Origin of the sequence: Luteimonas sp. MC1825, from assembly GCF_014764385.1 — a bacterium.
Lineage (GTDB): Bacteria > Pseudomonadota > Gammaproteobacteria > Xanthomonadales > Xanthomonadaceae > Luteimonas.
On sequence record NZ_CP061714.1, the window covers coordinates 859,624 to 875,920 of the forward strand.

The following is a 16,297-nucleotide window of genomic DNA, read 5'->3' on the forward strand; positions in this document are numbered from 1 at the left end:
AGCGAGCACGTTCATTGCGTCATGGCGTCGCGCTCCCCTGCGAAGAGGGCTTCGCGCAACGGCGGCTTCAGGGCTTGCCGCCCGCCCGCTCGGCCTCGAGCTGCTCGTTGAAGCTGCGCTCGGCGCGGTCGGCGTAGGCGGCGCAGGCGATCGGCTTTGATGCCGCCGGGTTCGCGTAATCCCGTCCGCTGAATGCCGGATGCGGGGTCAGGAGCACATCGCAGGGCAGGGCGCGGACGACGTCGAAGCTGTGGCGATAGTCGGCGACGATGCGCGGGTAGCGCGGGTTGTCCACCAGCCGGTAGCCGGGCGCGGTCAGGCTGTCGGCGTAGGCGATGCGCACGGGGCTGGCGCCTGCGCGGTCGGTCCAGGTCCACGCCATGCTGCCCGGCGTATGCCCGGGCATGAAGTGCACGGTGAAGCGCATGCCGCCGAGTTCGACCACCTCGCCGTCCAGCAGCAGGCGATCGACCTGCACCGGCGGGTAGACGATGGCGTCGCCGAAGTGGATGTCGTCGCTGCCGCCGCGCGCCAGCAGCACCGCGGATTCCGCGTTGGCGGCCACGCGTGCTCCGGTGCGCCGGCGCAGCTCTGCGAGCGGGCCGACGTGGTCGGCGTGGGCCTGGCTGAGGAGGATCAGCTTCAGGTCTGCCGGTGCCACGCCCAGGTCCGCCATGTGGCGCAGCAGCATGTCGGCCGCCTGCGGCATGCCGCCGTCGATCAGCACCGCGCCCTCCGCGGTCTTCACCAGGAGCGCGCTGAGGTTGGCCGTGCCGATGTGCCAGGTGTTGTCGGCGATCCTCACCGGCGCGATCGGCTGCCGCCAGCTCTCGTGGACGGTATAGGCCTTGAGCTGCGGCAGGACGGCTTCGGCCGCGGCCACCGGGCCGGCAGTGAAGAGGGCGACGACGAGGGCGGGAACGGTCGATGCGAATCGGGACATGTGCGGTGGCGGGCCGGAGACGGGAGGTCAAGTATCGCCGCTCGCGTCGCATCCGCGCCGCCTTCGCGGCCATGACTTCTGGCCGGCAGCGGCCGCTTGGCCAGGCGGTATGGTGTGACGCTGTCCACAGAGACAACGGGGAACCTATGAAGCTGCACAAGCACATGGCATGGCTGTCGACGCTGCTGTTCGTGGCGCCGGCCTTCGCCGCCGGTACCGACCGCTGGGAGATCCCGGTGGCCACGAAGAAGCTCGACAACGGCCTCACCGTCGTCGTCTCCGAGGACCGCAGCGCGCCGGTGGTGGGGGTAAGCGTGGTGTACGGCATCGGCATGCGCCTGGAGCCACAGAACCGCACCGGCTTCGCGCACCTGTTCGAGCATCTGATGTTCGAGGGTTCGGTCAATGCGCCTGAAGGCGTGTTCGATCGCGTGATCACCGGCGGCGGCGGGCGCAACAACGGGTCCACCCGCGCCGACTTCACCAACTACATCGAGATCGCGCCGTCGTCGGCGATCGAGCCGATCCTGTGGCTCGAGGCCGACCGCATGCGCCTGCTCGATTTCAGCGAGAGCACGCTGAAAAACCAGCAGGACGTGGTGAAGGAGGAGATCCGCAACAACGTGCAGAACCAGCCCTACGGCGGCTTCATGTGGATCGACATCGGCCAGCATGCGTTCCAGAAGTGGGAGAACAACCACGACGGCTACGGCAGCTTCGAGGACCTGGAAGACGCCGACCTCGACGACGTGAAGGCCTTCCATCGCGACTACTACGGTCCCAACAACGCGATCCTGTCGCTGGCCGGCGATATCTCGCCGGCAGACGGCTTCGCGCTCGCCGAGAAGTACTTCGGCGACATCGCCGCGCGCCCGACGCCGCCGGCGCCGGACTTCAGCGAAGGCCTCAACACCCGGGAGAAGCGCCTGCAGCAGGGCGACAAGCTGGCGCAGGTGCCGGCGATCGCGGCGGCGTGGAAGATGCCCGACCGCGGCAGCGCGGACCAGGCGCCGATGGCGGTGCTCGGCGCGCTGCTGGCCAACGGCGACGCCTCGCGCCTGTACCAGGGCTTGGTGAAGGGCCGCGAGCTGGCGCTCAACGTCGACTCGCTGTACGGACTGACCAGCGAGTGGGAGTACGACGGCCCGACGCTGTTCACCGTGTTCGCGCTGTACAAGCCGACCACGTCCGCCGACGAGGTGCTGGCGGCGATCGACGCGGAGATCGCCACGGTGGTTGCCGACGGCGTCGACGACGCGACGCTCGCGCGCGTCAAGACCGGCATGCTGGCCGACTGGTACGACGGCATGGAATCGTTCCTGTCGCGCGCCGACAACCTGGCCAAGCTGCAGCTCCTGTGGGGCGATGCCGCGGTCGCGAACCGCATCCCCGGCTGGATCGAGGCTGTGACCTCGGCCGACATCCAGCGCGCCGCGCGCACCTACCTGACGCAGGCCAACCGCACCGTCATCGACCGCAAGCCGGAGGCGATGCTGCAGGCGCCCGCAGCTGCCGCCGCTGGCCAGGATTGAGGACACCACCATGACCATGTTCAAGCACACGCTCCTCGCGCTGGCCGTATCCGCGGTCGCCGCCGGCGCCGCGGTCGCCGGCCCCGCCGACCTGCCCAAGGACCTGCCGCCGTACGCGGCCGACAAGCCGCTGCCGATCCCGGAGATCGAGCGCATGACGCTGGCCAACGGGCTGGAGGTCTGGGTGGTGCCGCGCGACGGCGTGCCGCGCGTCGATTTCGTGCTCGCGATGCGCAACGCCGGCCTCGCCGCCGATGCCAGGGACATGCCGGGTTTCGCAACGCTGTTCACCGGCCTGCTCAGCGAGGGCACCGCCAAGCGCAGCTCGCGCGAGATCGCCGAGTTCGCGCAGGGCCAGGGCGGCGCGATCGGCGCCGCGGCCAGCAACGACGGCGCGATGGTGTTCGCCAACGCGCTTGCCGCCAACGCCGGGCCAATGCTGTCGCTGCTCGCCGAGGTCGCGCGCACGCCGGCGTTTCCGGATGGCGAGGTCAAGCTGGCACAGGCCAACGCGCTGCAGGGACTGAAGGCGGCCGAGGCGCAGCCGGCGTTCAAGGCCAACCGCGCACTGCTGGCCGCGACCTACGGCGACCATCCGTACGCGCGCACGCAGCAGACCGAAGCCTCGATCAACGCGGTGACGCCCGAGGGCCTGCGCAAGGAGCATGCGCGGCGCTTCCATCCCGATCGTGCCCTGCTTGTGGTGACCGGGCGCATCGCCCCGGAGGATGCCTTCCGCATGGCCGAACAGGCGTTCGGCGGCTGGAAGGCGGCGGGCGCAGACGTGGCCGACGTGCCGCCGGCGCCGCGCGAGGCGGTGGCGCAGCGCGTGCTGATCCAGCGCGACGGCAGCGTGCAGTCGACGTTGCGCCTGGGCAGCCCCGCGGTGGCGGCGACCGATGCCGACTACATCCCGCTGCAGCTGGCGGGCACCGTGCTGGGCGGCAGTTTCTCCAGCCGGGTGATGCAGAACCTGCGCGAAGAGAAGGGTTACACCTATGGCGCGCGTGCAGGCTTGAACGCGTCCGCCAAGGGTGGTTACGTGCAGGGCGGGGCGGATGTGCGCAACGAGGTCACCGGCGCAGCCCTCACCGAGTTCTTCGGCGAGTACGCGCGGATCGGCAAGGAGCCGGTGCCGACGGTGGAGCTCGACGACACCAAGCGCTACGTGGCGGGCGGCTACCTGATCGCCAACCAGATGCAGGCGGCGGTCGCGCAGACGCTGGCCGGCAACTGGCTGCTCGGCCTGCCGCCGGAGTACCTGGGCGAATACGTGCCCAGGGTGCGCGCGGTGACCGCCGCACAGGTGCAGGCGATGGCGGCGAAGTACTTCACGCCGGAACGGCAGTCGATCATCGTGGTCGGCGACGGTGGCGCGGTTTCGGAGCAGTTGGCTCCGTGGGGCGCGTTCAGGGCTGCGGAATAGCGCGCGGACGGGGGCAACCCGGCGGGTTGTCCCTTACGCGTTGACCGGCACCGCGCGCGGCCGCTTGAGCCAGATGGCGAAGGCCGCCGCGGTGAAGAACATCACCAGGCTGTAGACCGCCGCCGGGATCGACATCGCCGGGTTGCCGAGCACGTTGAGCGCGATGTAGATCGCCAGGGTGCCGTTGTGGATGCCGATCTCCATGGCGATCGCGATCGCCTGCGGGCGCGGCAGGCGGAGCGCCAGCGGCGCCGCATAGCCGATGCCCATGCTGGCCAGGTTGAACAGCAGGCAGGCCAGCCCGGCCACGGCGAAGTAGGCCACCAGCACCTCGCGCGACTGCGCCACGGCGGCGACGATCAGCAGCGCCAGCACCAGCACCGACAGCATGCGCAGCGGCTTTTCCGACGACGCCGCGAAGCGTGGTGCGAAGCGGCGGATCAGCATCCCCAGCGCCACCGGCAGCACGATGATCACCGCGACCTCGACGATCTTGCGCACCGGCGGCGGCACGTACTGTCCGGAACCCATGAAGTGCTGCAGCGACAGGTCGAGGATCAGCGGCAGGGTCAGCAGGCACAGCAGGCTGTTGATGGCGGTCAGGGTGATGTTGAGCGCGACGTCGCCGCGCGCCAGGTGGCTGTAGATGTTGGCGGTGGCGCCGCCGGGTGACGCCGCCAGCAGCATCAGGCCCGCCGCGAGCTCCGCCGGCAGCCGGAAGGCCAGGGCGAGGCCGAACGCGATCCATGGCAGCACCAGCACCTGCAGCGTGAGCCCGGTGAGCACCGCCCGCGGGTAGCGCGCCACCCGCCGGAAATCGTCCGGGGTGAGCGCAAGGCCGAGGCCCAGCATGATCACGCCCAGTGCAAGCGGCAGCAGCACGGTGGTCAGCAGCGTCGATTCCATGCATCCCGTCCCGTTGTCGCCCCGCCCCGCGGGGCACGCCGCAGCATCACCGCTCGGACCGCCGCGCGCAACGCGCCGCAGCGAAGGCGCGGTCCCCACCGGCGCGCTTGGCCTCGGCTGCCGGCGACCCGCGTTGCTTCATCGAGGGCCGGCCCGTTGCCGGAGCGCGGAAGCTCCCCCCATGTCGCACGGCCGGGTGAACGAGATCGACCTGCTGCGGTTTGCCGCCGCACTCGCGGTGGTGTTCTTCCACTACGCGTTTCGCGGCATCGCCGCCGACGACCTGGCGCTCATGGGTTACCCGGCGCTGGCGCCGGCGGCACGCTACGGATTCCTCGGTGTCCAGCTGTTCTTCATGATCAGCGGTTTCGTCATCCTGATGACAGCGGCGCGGGGCAGCCTGCGCGCGTTCGTCGTCTCGCGCGTGGTGCGCCTGTATCCGGCGTTCTGGGCCTGCTGCACCCTCACCTTCCTGGCGATCCTGGCGATCGGCGGCACGCGCTTCAGCGCGACGTTCGGGCAGTACCTGGCCAACATGACCATGATGAGCGAGTTCATCGGCGTCGAATCGATCGACGGGGTGTACTGGTCGCTGTTCGTGGAGATCCGCTTCTACGCGATGGTCGCGCTGCTGCTGGTGCTGGGCCGCATCCGCCAGGCACCGGCATTCATGGTGGGCTGGCTGCTGGTGGCGCTGGCGCTGACCCTGGTGCCTGTCGACGGCCCCCGCCGCTGGCTGGCGGTCGACTCGGCAGCCTATTTCGTGGCGGGCGCGGCGTGCTACCTGGTGTGGTCGGACGGGCTCTCGCGCGGGCGGGTGGCGATGCTGCTGGCGTCATGGGCGCTGGCGGTGTACCAGGCCATCCGCTGGGTGCCCCGGTTCGACGCGCATTACCGGACCACGCTGGACCTGGCGGTGGTGGCCGCCATCATCACTGCGTTCTTCGTGGTCATGGTGCTGGTTTCGCTGCGCCTGACAGGCGCGTTCGGCGCGCGGCGCTGGGTGGCGCTCGGGGCGCTGACCTATCCGCTGTACCTGCTGCACCAGAACATCGGCTTCATGCTGTTCAACATCGCCTGGCCCGCGAACGGGCATGTCGTGTTCTGGGGCACGCTGGCGCTGGTGCTGGTGGCGTCGCACGCGGTGCACGTGCTGGCCGAACGGCGCCAGGCGCCGCGGCTCAAGGCGTGGGCCGAAGCCGCCTGGGACGGCGGCGCGCGGCGGGCGGGCAGGTTGCGGGCCCGTGCGCTGGCGAAACACCCCGCGGCGCCCTGAGGCGCCGGTGGATCAGCCGTTGAGTCCCTCGACGCGACGCGCCTGCAGGAACTTGCCCGCCCAGTAGCCGTTGTCGAGGTTGGACACGGTGACGTCGCGCCCGGTGCGCGGCGCATGCACGAAGCGGCCGTCGCCCATGTAGATGCCGACGTGGTCGACGCGGCTGCCGCGGCGGCCGAAGAACACCAGGTCGCCGGCGGCCAGCGCGCCGCGCTCGACCTTCACGCCGTTGCCGGCCATTTCGCGCGACACGCGCGGCAGTTCGATGCCCAGCGCGGTGCGGAACACATAGCCCACCAGGCCCGAGCAGTCGAAGCCGGAGTCCGGCGAGGTGCCGCCCCAGCGGTAGGGCGTGCCGAGCAGGGTCATCGCGCGCTGCAGCAGGGTCTGCACCCGGCCGTGGGCGGCGGGTTCGCCGGCGGCCAGGGCGCCACTGCTCTCGATGAGCATGTTGACGTCGGCGGCCGAGAGCATGGCGCGCTCGGAGAGGATATCGGTGCCTGCCAGCGCCTGGCTGGTCGAAGGCGTGCGCTGCTGGTCGGCGGAATCGCCTGCGAGCATGGGCGCGGAGAACGCCGGTGCGGCGGCGGCCAGGAGCAAACCGGAGAGGAGGAAGCGGTACGCCCGGAGGGCGCAGCGCGGCTCGAGATATGTCTTGGCTGGTTTCGTCACGCGGCTTTCACTTGTGTCAGCAGGGCGTGATGGTGCCGGATGCCAGCCGGCAGGATGTTAAGGACTTGTCTGCGCGGTTCAGTGAAGTGTGTGATTTGGTTCACAAATTTCACTGCAGGACCCGCCTGGAGCCACTGTAGTGGCTGCGCCAGTAGCTGCCGTCCAGGTGGTCGAGGCGGACGGTTCCGCCGGTGCTGGGGGCATGCACGAAGCGGCCTTCCCCCACGTAGATGCCGACATGCGAGACGTTGCCGTTGCTGCCGAAGAACACCAGGTCGGCGGTCGCCAGGCGCTCGGGTGCGATCCGCGGTCCCTGGTACGCGGCGAGGTCGCGCGAGGTGCGCGGCAGCTTCAGGTCGAGCATGTCGCGATAGATGTAGTTGACCAGCCCGGAGCAGTCGAAGCCGCCTTCGGGCGTGTTGCCGCCATAGCGGTACGGGGTTCCGACCAGGCTGATGGCGCGCATCAGCACCGAATTGGCGGCCACCGGGTCGGCGGGCGTGACCTGCGGCCAGTCACGCCGCGCCACCGCGGCGGGGCGCTGTGGCACCACATCCCCGGTTTGGGGGGCGGGGCGGACGGCGTCGCGTCCGCAAGCGGTCGCCAGCAGCACGAGGACGAAGGCCGCGGCCGCGATTGGCGCACGGCGGGTCGAGACTGGATAATGTGCGGCACTGTTCACGGCCGGCATCTTGGCCGCCCCCCTGCATCCTGACAAGCGGCCGAGCGCCGCGCCTACGAGCCCCTTGCCCATGAAGATCGAGAAAGACCGCGTCGTCCGCTTCCACTACACCGTCTCCGAGGCTGGCCAGGCGCCGATCGAGAGTTCGAAGGACGGGGGGCAGCCGCTGGCGATCCTGGTCGGCCACGGCAACATCATCCCGGGCCTGGAGAAGGCCCTGGACGGCCGCGAGGCGGGCGAGTCGTTCTCGGTCGACGTGGCCGCCGCGGACGCCTATGGCGAGCGCACCGACGGACTGACCCAGCGCGTGCCCAAGAAGCACTTCAAGGACCAGCGGCTGGTCCCGGGCATGCAGGTGGTGCTGACCACCAACTTCGGCCCGCGCGCGGTCACCGTGCAGAAGGTCGGCATGAGCGTGGTCGACGTGGACCTCAACCACCCGATGGCCGGCAAGGAGCTGCACTTCGAGGTCGAGATCATCGATGTCCGCGAGGCGCAGGCCGTCGAGATCGAACACGGCCACGTGCACGGCGACGGCGGCCACGACCACTGACCCGCCTCCCCGCATCGACACTCCGGCCATGGGAGAACGTGTCGATGTGGTGGTGGTCGGTGGCGGGGTCATCGGCCTGTGCACCGCGCTGTGCCTGGTCGAGGCCGGGCGCAGCGTGCGGGTGCTGGAAGCAGGCTCCGTCGGCAGCGGCAGCTCGCACGGGAACTGCGGCACCCTGACGCCCAGCCACGCCGGGCCACTGGCGGCGCCCGGCACCATCGCCAAGGCGGTGCGCTGGATGTTGACGCCCGACGCGCCGTTCTACGTGGCGCCGCGTTTCGATCCCGGCCTGTGGCGCTGGCTGTTCGGCTTTGCGCGGCGCTGCAATGCGCGTGACTGGCGCAGCGCCATGGCGTCACGCGCGACCCTCCTCAACGCCTCGCGCGCCGCGTTCCCGGACTGGGTCGCGCGGCATGCGCCCGATGCCGAGTTCGCGGAGGAAGGCGCGGACTGCGTGTTCCGGACCCAGGCCGATTTCGACAGGGTGGCCGCGGAAATGCCGGCGCTGCACGCGCTGGGTATCGCCGCCGAGGCGGTGCCGGGCGCCGCGTACCTGCGCGCCAATCCGGCGTTCAGGGACGGCCTGTTCGCGGCGATCCGCTACCCGGGCGATGCGCGTCTGCGGCCCGACCGCTACGTCAGCGGGCTGGCGGCATCGCTGCGCGGGCTGGGCGGCGTGATCGACGAAGGCTTCAAGGTGGACGGCGTCGTGCGCGAGGCCGATGGCGTGCGCGTGCGCGGCAGCGGGGGTGACGTGCTGGCCGGCGACGTGGTGTTCGCCACCGGCGCCTGGACGCCGACGCTGGTGAAATCCGCCGGCCTGGCCGCACTGCCGATGCAACCGGGCAAGGGCTATTCCATCACCTACACCCGCCCGCGGCTGGTGCCGCAGCGGCCGGTGATCCTGCACGAGCGCAGTGTCTGCGTTACGGTCTGGGACAGCGGCTTCCGCCTGGGCAGCACGATGGAATTCTCCGGTTACGACTCCACCCTCAACCGCCGCCGGCTCGACGCGCTCGAGCGCGGCGCGGCCGAATACCTGCACGAGCCGTTTGGCGCGGTGAAGCAGGAAGAATGGTGTGGCTGGCGGCCGCTGAGCGTGGACGACGTACCGATCATCGGCCGCGTGCCCGGGCAGGCGCATGTCTGGGTCGCGACCGGCCACGGCATGCTGGGCGTGAGCATGAGCCCGGCGACCGGCCAGCTGCTGGCCGACCTGGTATGCGGCAGGTCGCCGCGCATCGATCCAGCGCCGTACTCGCCGGCGCGCTTCCCATGAGCGCCGGCGCGCTGGGCTTCGACCTGATTGTCATCGGCGGCGGGTCCGGTGGCCTCGCCGCGGCCTTCCGGGCGGCAAGCCACGGTGCGCGCGTGGCCCTGCTGGAGCCGGGCGAGTTCGGCGGCACCTGCGTCAACCTCGGCTGCGTGCCGAAGAAGGCGATGTGGCTGGCCGCGGACCTGGTCGGGCGCATCGGCCTCGCCCCGGGGCTGGGGCTACCCGTGGCGCCGGTGGCGGTGGACTGGCCAACGCTGGTGGCCAGCCGCCAGGGCTACATCGCCAACATCCACGCGAGTTACCGCCGCCGCCTGGACGAGGCGGGGGTCGTGAGTCTTCCGGTGCGCGGGCGGCTCGCCGGCGGCGGCGTGGTCGAATGCGCCGACGGCGCACGGCTGCGTGCCCCGCACATCCTGCTGGCCACCGGCGGGCGGCCACGGCGGCCGGACATTCCCGGCGCCGGGCTTGGCCTGGATTCCGACGATTTCTTCGCGTTCACCGCGGCGCCCGGCCGGGTGGCGGTGATCGGCGGCGGCTACATCGGCGTGGAACTGGCGTCTTTGCTGCAGTCGCTCGGCAGCCAGGTGGAGGTGTTCGTGCGCGGCGAGCGGCTGCTCACGGCCTTTGACGAAGACGTCACCGCGCGGCTGCAGGCGAACCTGCACCAGGATGGCATCGCGCTGCATTTCGGCTATCGGCTGGCGGCGCTGGAACAGGACGGCGAAGGCGTGCGCCTGCGCGAGGCAGCTGGCGATGCCGGCACGCCCTTCGACGCGGTGATCTTCGCCACCGGCCGCGCGCCGGACGTCGCCGACCTCGGGCTGGAGGCCGCGGGCGTTGCGATCGACAAGGGCGGCAACGTGGTCGTCGATGCGTTCCAGGACACCAGCGCCGACGGCGTGCATGCCGTGGGCGATGTCACCGGCCGCCTGGCGCTCACGCCGGTCGCCATCGCCGAGGCACGCCGCCTGATGGACCGCCTGTTCGGTGGCCAGCCGGACGCCCGCGTCGACCACGACAACGTCGCGACCGTGGTGTTCTCGCACCCCCCGCTGGGCAAGGTCGGGCTGACCGAGGCCGAGGCACGCGAGCGCTTCGGCGAGGATGTCACCGTGCACTGCACGACGTTCCGGCCGATGCTGCACGCACTGGCCGAGGTGCAGCGCCACAGCATGTTCAAGCTGGTCTGCGCCGGGCCGGACAAACGCGTGGTCGGCCTGCACCTGGTGGGCGAAGCCGTCGACGAGATCCTGCAGGGTTTCGCGGTCGCGGTGAAGATGGGCGCAACGCTCGCCGACCTGCACGACACGATGGCCATCCACCCCACCAGTGCCGAGGAAATCGTGCTGCTGCGATGAACACCTTCACCCTGCACCGTGGCACCGCGCCGCTCCTGGTCAGCCTGCCGCATGACGGCACGCAGGTGCCGGACGCCATCATGGCGCGCCTCACCGCCAGCGCCCGGCGCGTGCCGGACACCGACTGGCACGTCGCGCGGCTCTACGGCTTCGCGCCTGAACTCGGCGCATCGCTGCTGGTGCCGACGCAGTCGCGCTACGTGGTCGACCTCAACCGCAGCGAGGACGATGTGTCGCTGTATCCCGGGCAGAACACCACGGGGCTGTGCCCGGTGCGCCAGTTCGACGGCAGCCCGGTGTACCTCGAGGGCATGGAGCCGGGGCCGGACGAGGTGCGCGAACGCGTGGAGCGTTACTGGCGTCCCTACCACCTGGCCCTGCGCGCCGAGCTCGATCGCCTGCACGCAACCCACGGCCGCGTGGTGCTGTGGGAAGCGCACTCGATCCGCGGCCAGCTGCCGTTCCTGTTCGAGGGCCTGCTGCCCGACCTCAACCTGGGCACCGCCGGCGGCGCGAGCTGCTCGCCCGAACTGCAGCAACGCCTGGGCCTGGCGCTGGCCGGGCAGGGCGACTATGGCTGGGTGGCCAACGGCCGCTTCAAGGGCGGGCACATCACCCGCCACTACGGCCGGCCGGAACTCGGCGTGGATGCCGTGCAGCTCGAGGTCAGCCAGCGCTGCTACATGGATGAAGCGACGTACGAATGGAGCCCGGGTCCTGCCGAGCGCCTGCAGGGCCTGCTTCGCAGCCTGTTGCAGACCTGCCTGGAGTAAGGGCGGCGCCCCGCAGGCTGGCCGACCCGGTGCGTTCACGGCGTTTCCATCCAGACCCGATCCGGGGTAGGACGAGGAGCGATTTCATGAAGGCATGGATCCTGGCGGTTGCCACGGCCACCGGAGCCGCCGCGCTGGGCGGCATGGGGCCCACGGCGGCCGCGGAATACCAGACGCCGGCGGCGGGCGCGTGCAAGAGCGCCTTGCCGGTGTTCGACGGCAATATCCGCAGCAGGCCACGCGGGGTCCAGAACGAAGGATCCACCAATGCGTTCGTCAGCTGTGCGCAGCAGAGCGACTTCGACGACAGCCCGACCGAGGTGAGCCTGTTCCTGTTGAACGTGGGGGCCTCTGCCGCAAGCGTGAGCTGCACCCTTGTGGTCGGCGCCACGGTCCCGCTGTTCTTCACTGAAACGATCGAAGTGCCTGCCAACAGCTACGGGACGTGGCTGGTGTTCGACAGTCCCGCCGCGAACGCATGGGACAGCAGGGCGATCGCCTATAGCTGCGAACTGCCCCCCGGCGCCGGCATCAGCCGGGTGGTGCTGACGGTCCAGGATCCGGTCTGACCGCTGCGCGGAGCGGCGGCTGGCGGCCGCCGCGCCCGTCAGACCTCCAGCGTCGCCAGGTCGCCCTTGTCTTCCAGCCAGGCCTTGCGGTCGCCGGCGCGCTTCTTGCCCAGCAGCATGTCCATCAGCGCGGACGTGCCGTCCTCGTCATCGACGGTCAGCTGCACCAGGCGCCGGGTGTCCGGGTGCACGGTGGATTCGCGCAGTTGTGACGGGTTCATTTCGCCCAGGCCCTTGAAGCGGGTCACGTTGACCGCGCCCTTCATCTTCTCGCGCGCGATCTTCTCCAGCAGCAGGCGCTTCTCCTCCTCGTCGAGCGCATAGAACACCTGCTTGCCCACGTCCACGCGGAACAGCGGCGGCATGGCCACGAAGATGTGGCCGGCGTCGACAAGTGCCGGGAAGTGCTTCAGGAACAGCGCGGTCAGCAGCGTGGCGATGTGCAGGCCGTCGGAGTCGGCGTCGGCCAGGATCACCACCTTGCCGTAGCGCAGGCCGCTGATGTCGTCCTTGCCCGGGTCGCAGCCGATGGCGATGGCCAGGTTGTGCACTTCGTCCGAGGCCAGCACGCTGCCCGACGCGACTTCCCAGGTGTTGAGGATCTTGCCGCGCAGCGGCAGGATCGCCTGGAAATCGCGGTCGCGCGCCTGCTTGGCGCTGCCGCCGGCGGAGTCGCCCTCGACCAGGAACAGCTCGGTGCGCGACAGGTCCTGGCTGATGCAGTCGGCGAGCTTGCCGGGCAGCGCGGGGCCCTGGGTGATCTTCTTGCGGACGATCTGCTTTTCGGTCTTCAGCCGCGCGCTGGCGCGTTCGATGGCCAGCTGCGCGATGCGCTCGCCCAGCTCCACGTGCTGGTTGAGCCACAGCGTGAACGCGTCGTGCGCGGCGCCTTCGATGAAGCCCGCGGCCTGGCGCGACGACAGCCGCTCCTTGGTCTGGCCGCTGAACTGCGGGTCGGTCATCTTCAGGCTGAGCACATACGACACCCGGTCCCAGACGTCTTCGGGCGCCAGCTTCACGCCGCGCGGCAGCAGGTTGCGGAAGTCGCAGAAGCCGCGCAAGGCATCGGTGAAACCGGTGCGCAGGCCGTTGACGTGGGTGCCGTGCTGCGCGGTGGGGATCAGGTTGACGTAGCTCTCCTGCACAAGCTCGCCGTCCGGCACCCAGGCCACGGCCCAGTCGACGATCTCGGTGTCCTTGCGCAGGCTGCCGAGGAACAGCTCCGGCGGCAGCAGTTCGCGGCCCTCGAGTTCTCCGGCGAGATAGTCGCGCAGGCCGTCGGCGTAGTGCCAGCGGTCGCGCTCGCCGGTGGCCTCGTCGAACAGGGTGACGGTCAGGCCCGGGCACAGCACCGCCTTGGCGCGCAGCAGGTGGCGCAGCGCGCGCAGGCTGAATTTCGGCGTGTCGAAATACTTCGGGTCCGGCCAGAAACGCAGCCGCGTACCGGTGTTGCGCTTGCCGACGGTGCCGGTGATCTCCAGCCCGCTGGCGCGGTCGCCATCGCGGAAGCCCATGCGGTATTCGTTGCCATCGCGCTTGATGTGGACCTCGAGCACGGTGGACAGCGCATTGACCACGCTGACGCCCACGCCGTGCAGGCCGCCGGAGAAGGTGTAGTTCTTGCCGCTGAACTTGCCGCCGGCGTGCAGGCGCGTGAGGATCAGCTCGACGCCGGGGATCTTTTCTTCGGGGTGGATGTCCACCGGCATGCCGCGGCCGTCATCGGAGACCTCGCAGCTGCCGTCCTTGTAGAGGGTCACCTCGATCTCGCGCGCGTGCCCGGCGAGGGCCTCGTCGACCGCGTTGTCCACCACTTCCTGCGCCAGGTGGTTGGGGCGCGTGGTGTCGGTGTACATGCCGGGCCGGCGCTTGACCGGGTCCAGGCCGGACAGGACTTCGATATCGGCTGCGTCGTAGCGGGAACTCATGTGTGGGGCGGCCGGGAGGACAAGGGGGAGCCGGCCAGAATGGCGTTGCTGGCAGGACCGGTCAAGGCAGGCATTGACGCCGGTCAACAGACGCGCCGCGCGCGCGGGCGACCATCGCGCCCCCAACGCCACGCCACCCGGAGACCGCCATGAGTGCCGCCGACCCCTACGCCGACCTGCATCAGAGCTACGGCCGCTGCCTGCGCGACAAGGACTTCATCGGCCGCTTCTACGATGTGTTCCTGGCCAGCAACCCCGACGTGCCGCCGATGTTCGCGCACACCGACTTCAGCAAGCAGCGCATGGCCCTGCGCCGCGGCATCACCATGGCGATCTTCCACGCCGGTGGCAGCGCGGTGGTGGAGCGCGGGATCAACGAAATGGGCGCCGTGCACGCCAGCCACGGGCGCTGCCCGGTGCCGGTGGGGATGTACGAGGGTTGGATCGACAGCCTGCTGCAGGTGGTCGCGGACACCGACCCCGAAGCCGACGCGGCCCTGATGGCGCGCTGGCGGCAGGCGATGGGCGTGGTGATCGCGACCTTCAGGGCGCGCGACACCGCGGGCGCCGCGCCGGTCCCGGCACCGGCCGCCGGCCTGTTCGCGCGCGTGGTCCAGGGGCTGCGCGGCGCGCACTGAGTGGCGCCGCCCGCGGCCGCGTGCGCATGTCAACGGTCGCGGCGGTCACGGGCAACCGGTAGACTATGGCTTTCCTGCGGTAGCCACATCATGACTCCCCTGATTTTCGTCACCGGCGGCGTGGTGTCCTCGCTTGGCAAGGGCATCTCCGCGGCATCGCTGGCGGCCATCCTCGAAGCCCGCGGCCTGCGCGTGACGATGATGAAGCTGGATCCCTACATCAACGTCGACCCCGGCACGATGAGCCCGTTCCAGCACGGCGAGGTCTACGTGACCGACGACGGCGCCGAGACCGACCTCGACCTCGGCCACTACGAGCGCTTCGTCAACGTGCGCCTGTCGGGCAAGAACTCCATCACCACCGGCAAGATCTACGAGCACGTGATCCGCAAGGAGCGCCGCGGCGACTACCTGGGCGCCACCGTGCAGGTGATCCCGCACATCACCGACGAGATCAAGCGCTGCATCGACACCGCCACCCAGGGCTTCGACGTCGCCCTGGTGGAGATCGGCGGTACCGTGGGCGACATCGAGTCGCTGCCGTTCCTCGAGGCGATCCGCCAGATCCGCACCGAGCGTGGCCCCGACAAGGCGCTGTTCCTGCACCTGACGCTGGTGCCGTACATCGCCGCGGCCGGCGAGCTCAAGACCAAGCCCACCCAGCACTCGGTGAAGGAACTGCGCTCGATCGGCATCCAGCCCGACGTGCTGCTGTGCCGCAGCGAGCAGCCGCTGCCCGACAGCGAGCGCCGCAAGATCGCGCTGTTCACCAACGTGCCGGAAAAGGCCGTGATCTCGGTGATCGACCTCGACAACATCTACAAGATCCCGGCCTGGCAGCACGAGCAGGGCCTCGACCAGATCGTGCTCGAGCGCCTGCGCCTGGAAGGCAAGGCCACCCCCAGCCCGGACATGACCGAGTGGGACGCGGTGGTGGATGCCACCGAGCACCCGATCGACGAGGTGACCATCGCCGTGGTCGGCAAGTACGTCGACCACAAGGACGCCTACAAGTCCGTCGGCGAGGCGCTGCGGCACGGTGGCATCCGCCAGCGCACCCGGGTCACGCTCAAGTGGCTGGAATCGCAGGACATCGAGCGCGACGGCGCGGCGGCGGTGCTGGCCGGCGTCGATGGCGTACTGGTGCCGGGCGGCTTCGGCGACCGCGGCTTCGAAGGCAAGGTGCTGACCTCGCGGCATGCGCGCGAGACCGGCCTGCCGTATTTCGGCATCTGCTACGGCATGCAGGCCGCGGTGGTCGACGTGGCGCGCCACATGGCCGGCCTGGACGGCGCCAACAGCACCGAGAACGACCGCCAGACGCCGCACCCGGTGATCGGCCTGATCACCGAATGGCGCACCCAGGCGGGCGACGTGGAACGCCGCAGCGAAGACGGCGACCTCGGTGGCACCATGCGCCTGGGCCTGCAGGAGCAGCGGCTGAAGCCGGGCACCCTGGCACGCGCGCTGTACGGCAAGGACGTGGTGGCCGAACGCCACCGCCACCGCTACGAGTTCAACAACCGCTACCGCACGCAGCTCGAGGATGCGGGCCTGGTGGTTTCCGCGAAATCGATGGACGACCTGCTGGTGGAAATGGTGGAGCTGGCCGACCACCCGTGGTTCCTGGCCTGCCAGGCGCACCCCGAATTCCTGTCCACCCCACGCCACGGCCACCCGCTGTTCATCGGCTTCATCCGCGCCGCGCGCGAGCGCAAGGCCGGCGGCAAGCTGCTGAAAGAAGCGACGGCATGAGCATTTCCCG

The 16,297-nt window shown here is 70.2% G+C and carries 15 protein-coding genes; 10 read left to right on the plus strand and 5 right to left on the minus strand.

Annotated elements, in window-relative coordinates; all coding sequences use genetic code 11:
- Positions 1-67 precede the first annotated feature (67 nt).
- The gene (gene bla, locus IDM46_RS03975; protein ID WP_185114870.1) at positions 68-943 is read right to left on the minus strand and encodes a subclass B3 metallo-beta-lactamase; all 876 of its coding nucleotides are present in this window, start codon (positions 941-943) and stop codon (positions 68-70) included.
- Between the two features lie 146 nt (positions 944-1,089).
- On the opposite strand from bla, the gene IDM46_RS03980 reads away from it, so the two are divergent.
- Positions 1,090-2,475 carry a pitrilysin family protein gene (locus IDM46_RS03980; protein WP_185114871.1) on the plus strand — a complete coding sequence of 462 codons (1,386 nt, stop codon included), beginning with the start codon at positions 1,090-1,092 and terminating at the stop codon, positions 2,473-2,475.
- A 10-nt stretch (positions 2,476-2,485) separates the two neighbouring features.
- Complete coding sequence (locus IDM46_RS03985; protein WP_220486504.1) at positions 2,486-3,901, plus strand: pitrilysin family protein; 1,416 nt, start codon at positions 2,486-2,488, stop codon at positions 3,899-3,901.
- A 33-nt stretch (positions 3,902-3,934) separates the two neighbouring features.
- On the opposite strand, the gene IDM46_RS03990 is transcribed toward IDM46_RS03985, so the two are convergent.
- Positions 3,935-4,807: a bile acid:sodium symporter family protein gene (locus IDM46_RS03990; protein WP_182822264.1), complete on the minus strand. Its 873-nt coding sequence runs from the start codon at positions 4,805-4,807 to the stop codon at positions 3,935-3,937.
- A gap of 181 nt (positions 4,808-4,988) precedes the next feature.
- On the opposite strand from IDM46_RS03990, the gene IDM46_RS03995 reads away from it, so the two are divergent.
- The gene (locus IDM46_RS03995) at positions 4,989-6,083 is read left to right on the plus strand and encodes an acyltransferase (protein WP_185114872.1); all 1,095 of its coding nucleotides are present in this window, start codon (positions 4,989-4,991) and stop codon (positions 6,081-6,083) included.
- A gap of 12 nt (positions 6,084-6,095) precedes the next feature.
- Here IDM46_RS03995 and IDM46_RS04000 read toward each other — a convergent pair whose 3' ends face one another.
- Both IDM46_RS04000 and IDM46_RS04005 read right to left on the minus strand, forming a co-directional pair.
- Positions 6,096-6,755 carry a C40 family peptidase gene (locus IDM46_RS04000; protein WP_223878020.1) on the minus strand — a complete coding sequence of 220 codons (660 nt, stop codon included), beginning with the start codon at positions 6,753-6,755 and terminating at the stop codon, positions 6,096-6,098.
- Positions 6,756-6,864: 109 nt separating this feature from the next.
- The gene (locus IDM46_RS04005; protein ID WP_182823795.1) at positions 6,865-7,446 is read right to left on the minus strand and encodes a C40 family peptidase; all 582 of its coding nucleotides are present in this window, start codon (positions 7,444-7,446) and stop codon (positions 6,865-6,867) included.
- 61 nt (positions 7,447-7,507) lie between these two features.
- Between IDM46_RS04005 and IDM46_RS04010 the strand changes: the two genes are divergently transcribed.
- From IDM46_RS04010 to IDM46_RS04030, 5 genes are all read left to right on the plus strand, one after another.
- Positions 7,508-7,990 carry a peptidylprolyl isomerase gene (locus IDM46_RS04010; RefSeq protein ID WP_182822260.1) on the plus strand — a complete coding sequence of 161 codons (483 nt, stop codon included), beginning with the start codon at positions 7,508-7,510 and terminating at the stop codon, positions 7,988-7,990.
- A gap of 28 nt (positions 7,991-8,018) precedes the next feature.
- Positions 8,019-9,269 carry an FAD-dependent oxidoreductase gene (locus IDM46_RS04015; RefSeq protein WP_185114873.1) on the plus strand — a complete coding sequence of 417 codons (1,251 nt, stop codon included), beginning with the start codon at positions 8,019-8,021 and terminating at the stop codon, positions 9,267-9,269.
- Positions 9,266-10,624, plus strand: a complete 1,359-nt coding sequence (gorA, locus tag IDM46_RS04020; protein WP_182822256.1) for a glutathione-disulfide reductase — start codon at positions 9,266-9,268, stop codon at positions 10,622-10,624. Before IDM46_RS04015 ends, gorA begins: the two co-directional genes overlap by 4 nt.
- Positions 10,621-11,397, plus strand: a complete 777-nt coding sequence (gene hutG, locus IDM46_RS04025; protein WP_185114874.1) for an N-formylglutamate deformylase — start codon at positions 10,621-10,623, stop codon at positions 11,395-11,397. The genes gorA and hutG overlap by 4 nt, the downstream gene beginning before the upstream one ends.
- Positions 11,398-11,483: 86 nt before the next feature.
- Positions 11,484-11,966: a hypothetical protein gene (locus IDM46_RS04030; RefSeq protein WP_185114875.1), complete on the plus strand. Its 483-nt coding sequence runs from the start codon at positions 11,484-11,486 to the stop codon at positions 11,964-11,966.
- Between the two features lie 38 nt (positions 11,967-12,004).
- Here IDM46_RS04030 and parE read toward each other — a convergent pair whose 3' ends face one another.
- Positions 12,005-13,894 carry a DNA topoisomerase IV subunit B gene (gene parE / locus IDM46_RS04035; protein ID WP_182822250.1) on the minus strand — a complete coding sequence of 630 codons (1,890 nt, stop codon included), beginning with the start codon at positions 13,892-13,894 and terminating at the stop codon, positions 12,005-12,007.
- A 149-nt stretch (positions 13,895-14,043) separates the two neighbouring features.
- Here parE and IDM46_RS04040 point away from each other — a divergent pair, with 149 nt between their 5' ends.
- Both IDM46_RS04040 and IDM46_RS04045 read left to right on the plus strand, forming a co-directional pair.
- Positions 14,044-14,532, plus strand: coding sequence for a globin (locus IDM46_RS04040; RefSeq protein ID WP_182822248.1), 489 nt, complete (start codon positions 14,044-14,046; stop codon positions 14,530-14,532).
- A 90-nt stretch (positions 14,533-14,622) separates the two neighbouring features.
- Positions 14,623-16,287: a CTP synthase gene (locus IDM46_RS04045; protein WP_182822246.1), complete on the plus strand. Its 1,665-nt coding sequence runs from the start codon at positions 14,623-14,625 to the stop codon at positions 16,285-16,287.
- Positions 16,288-16,297 lie beyond the last annotated feature (10 nt).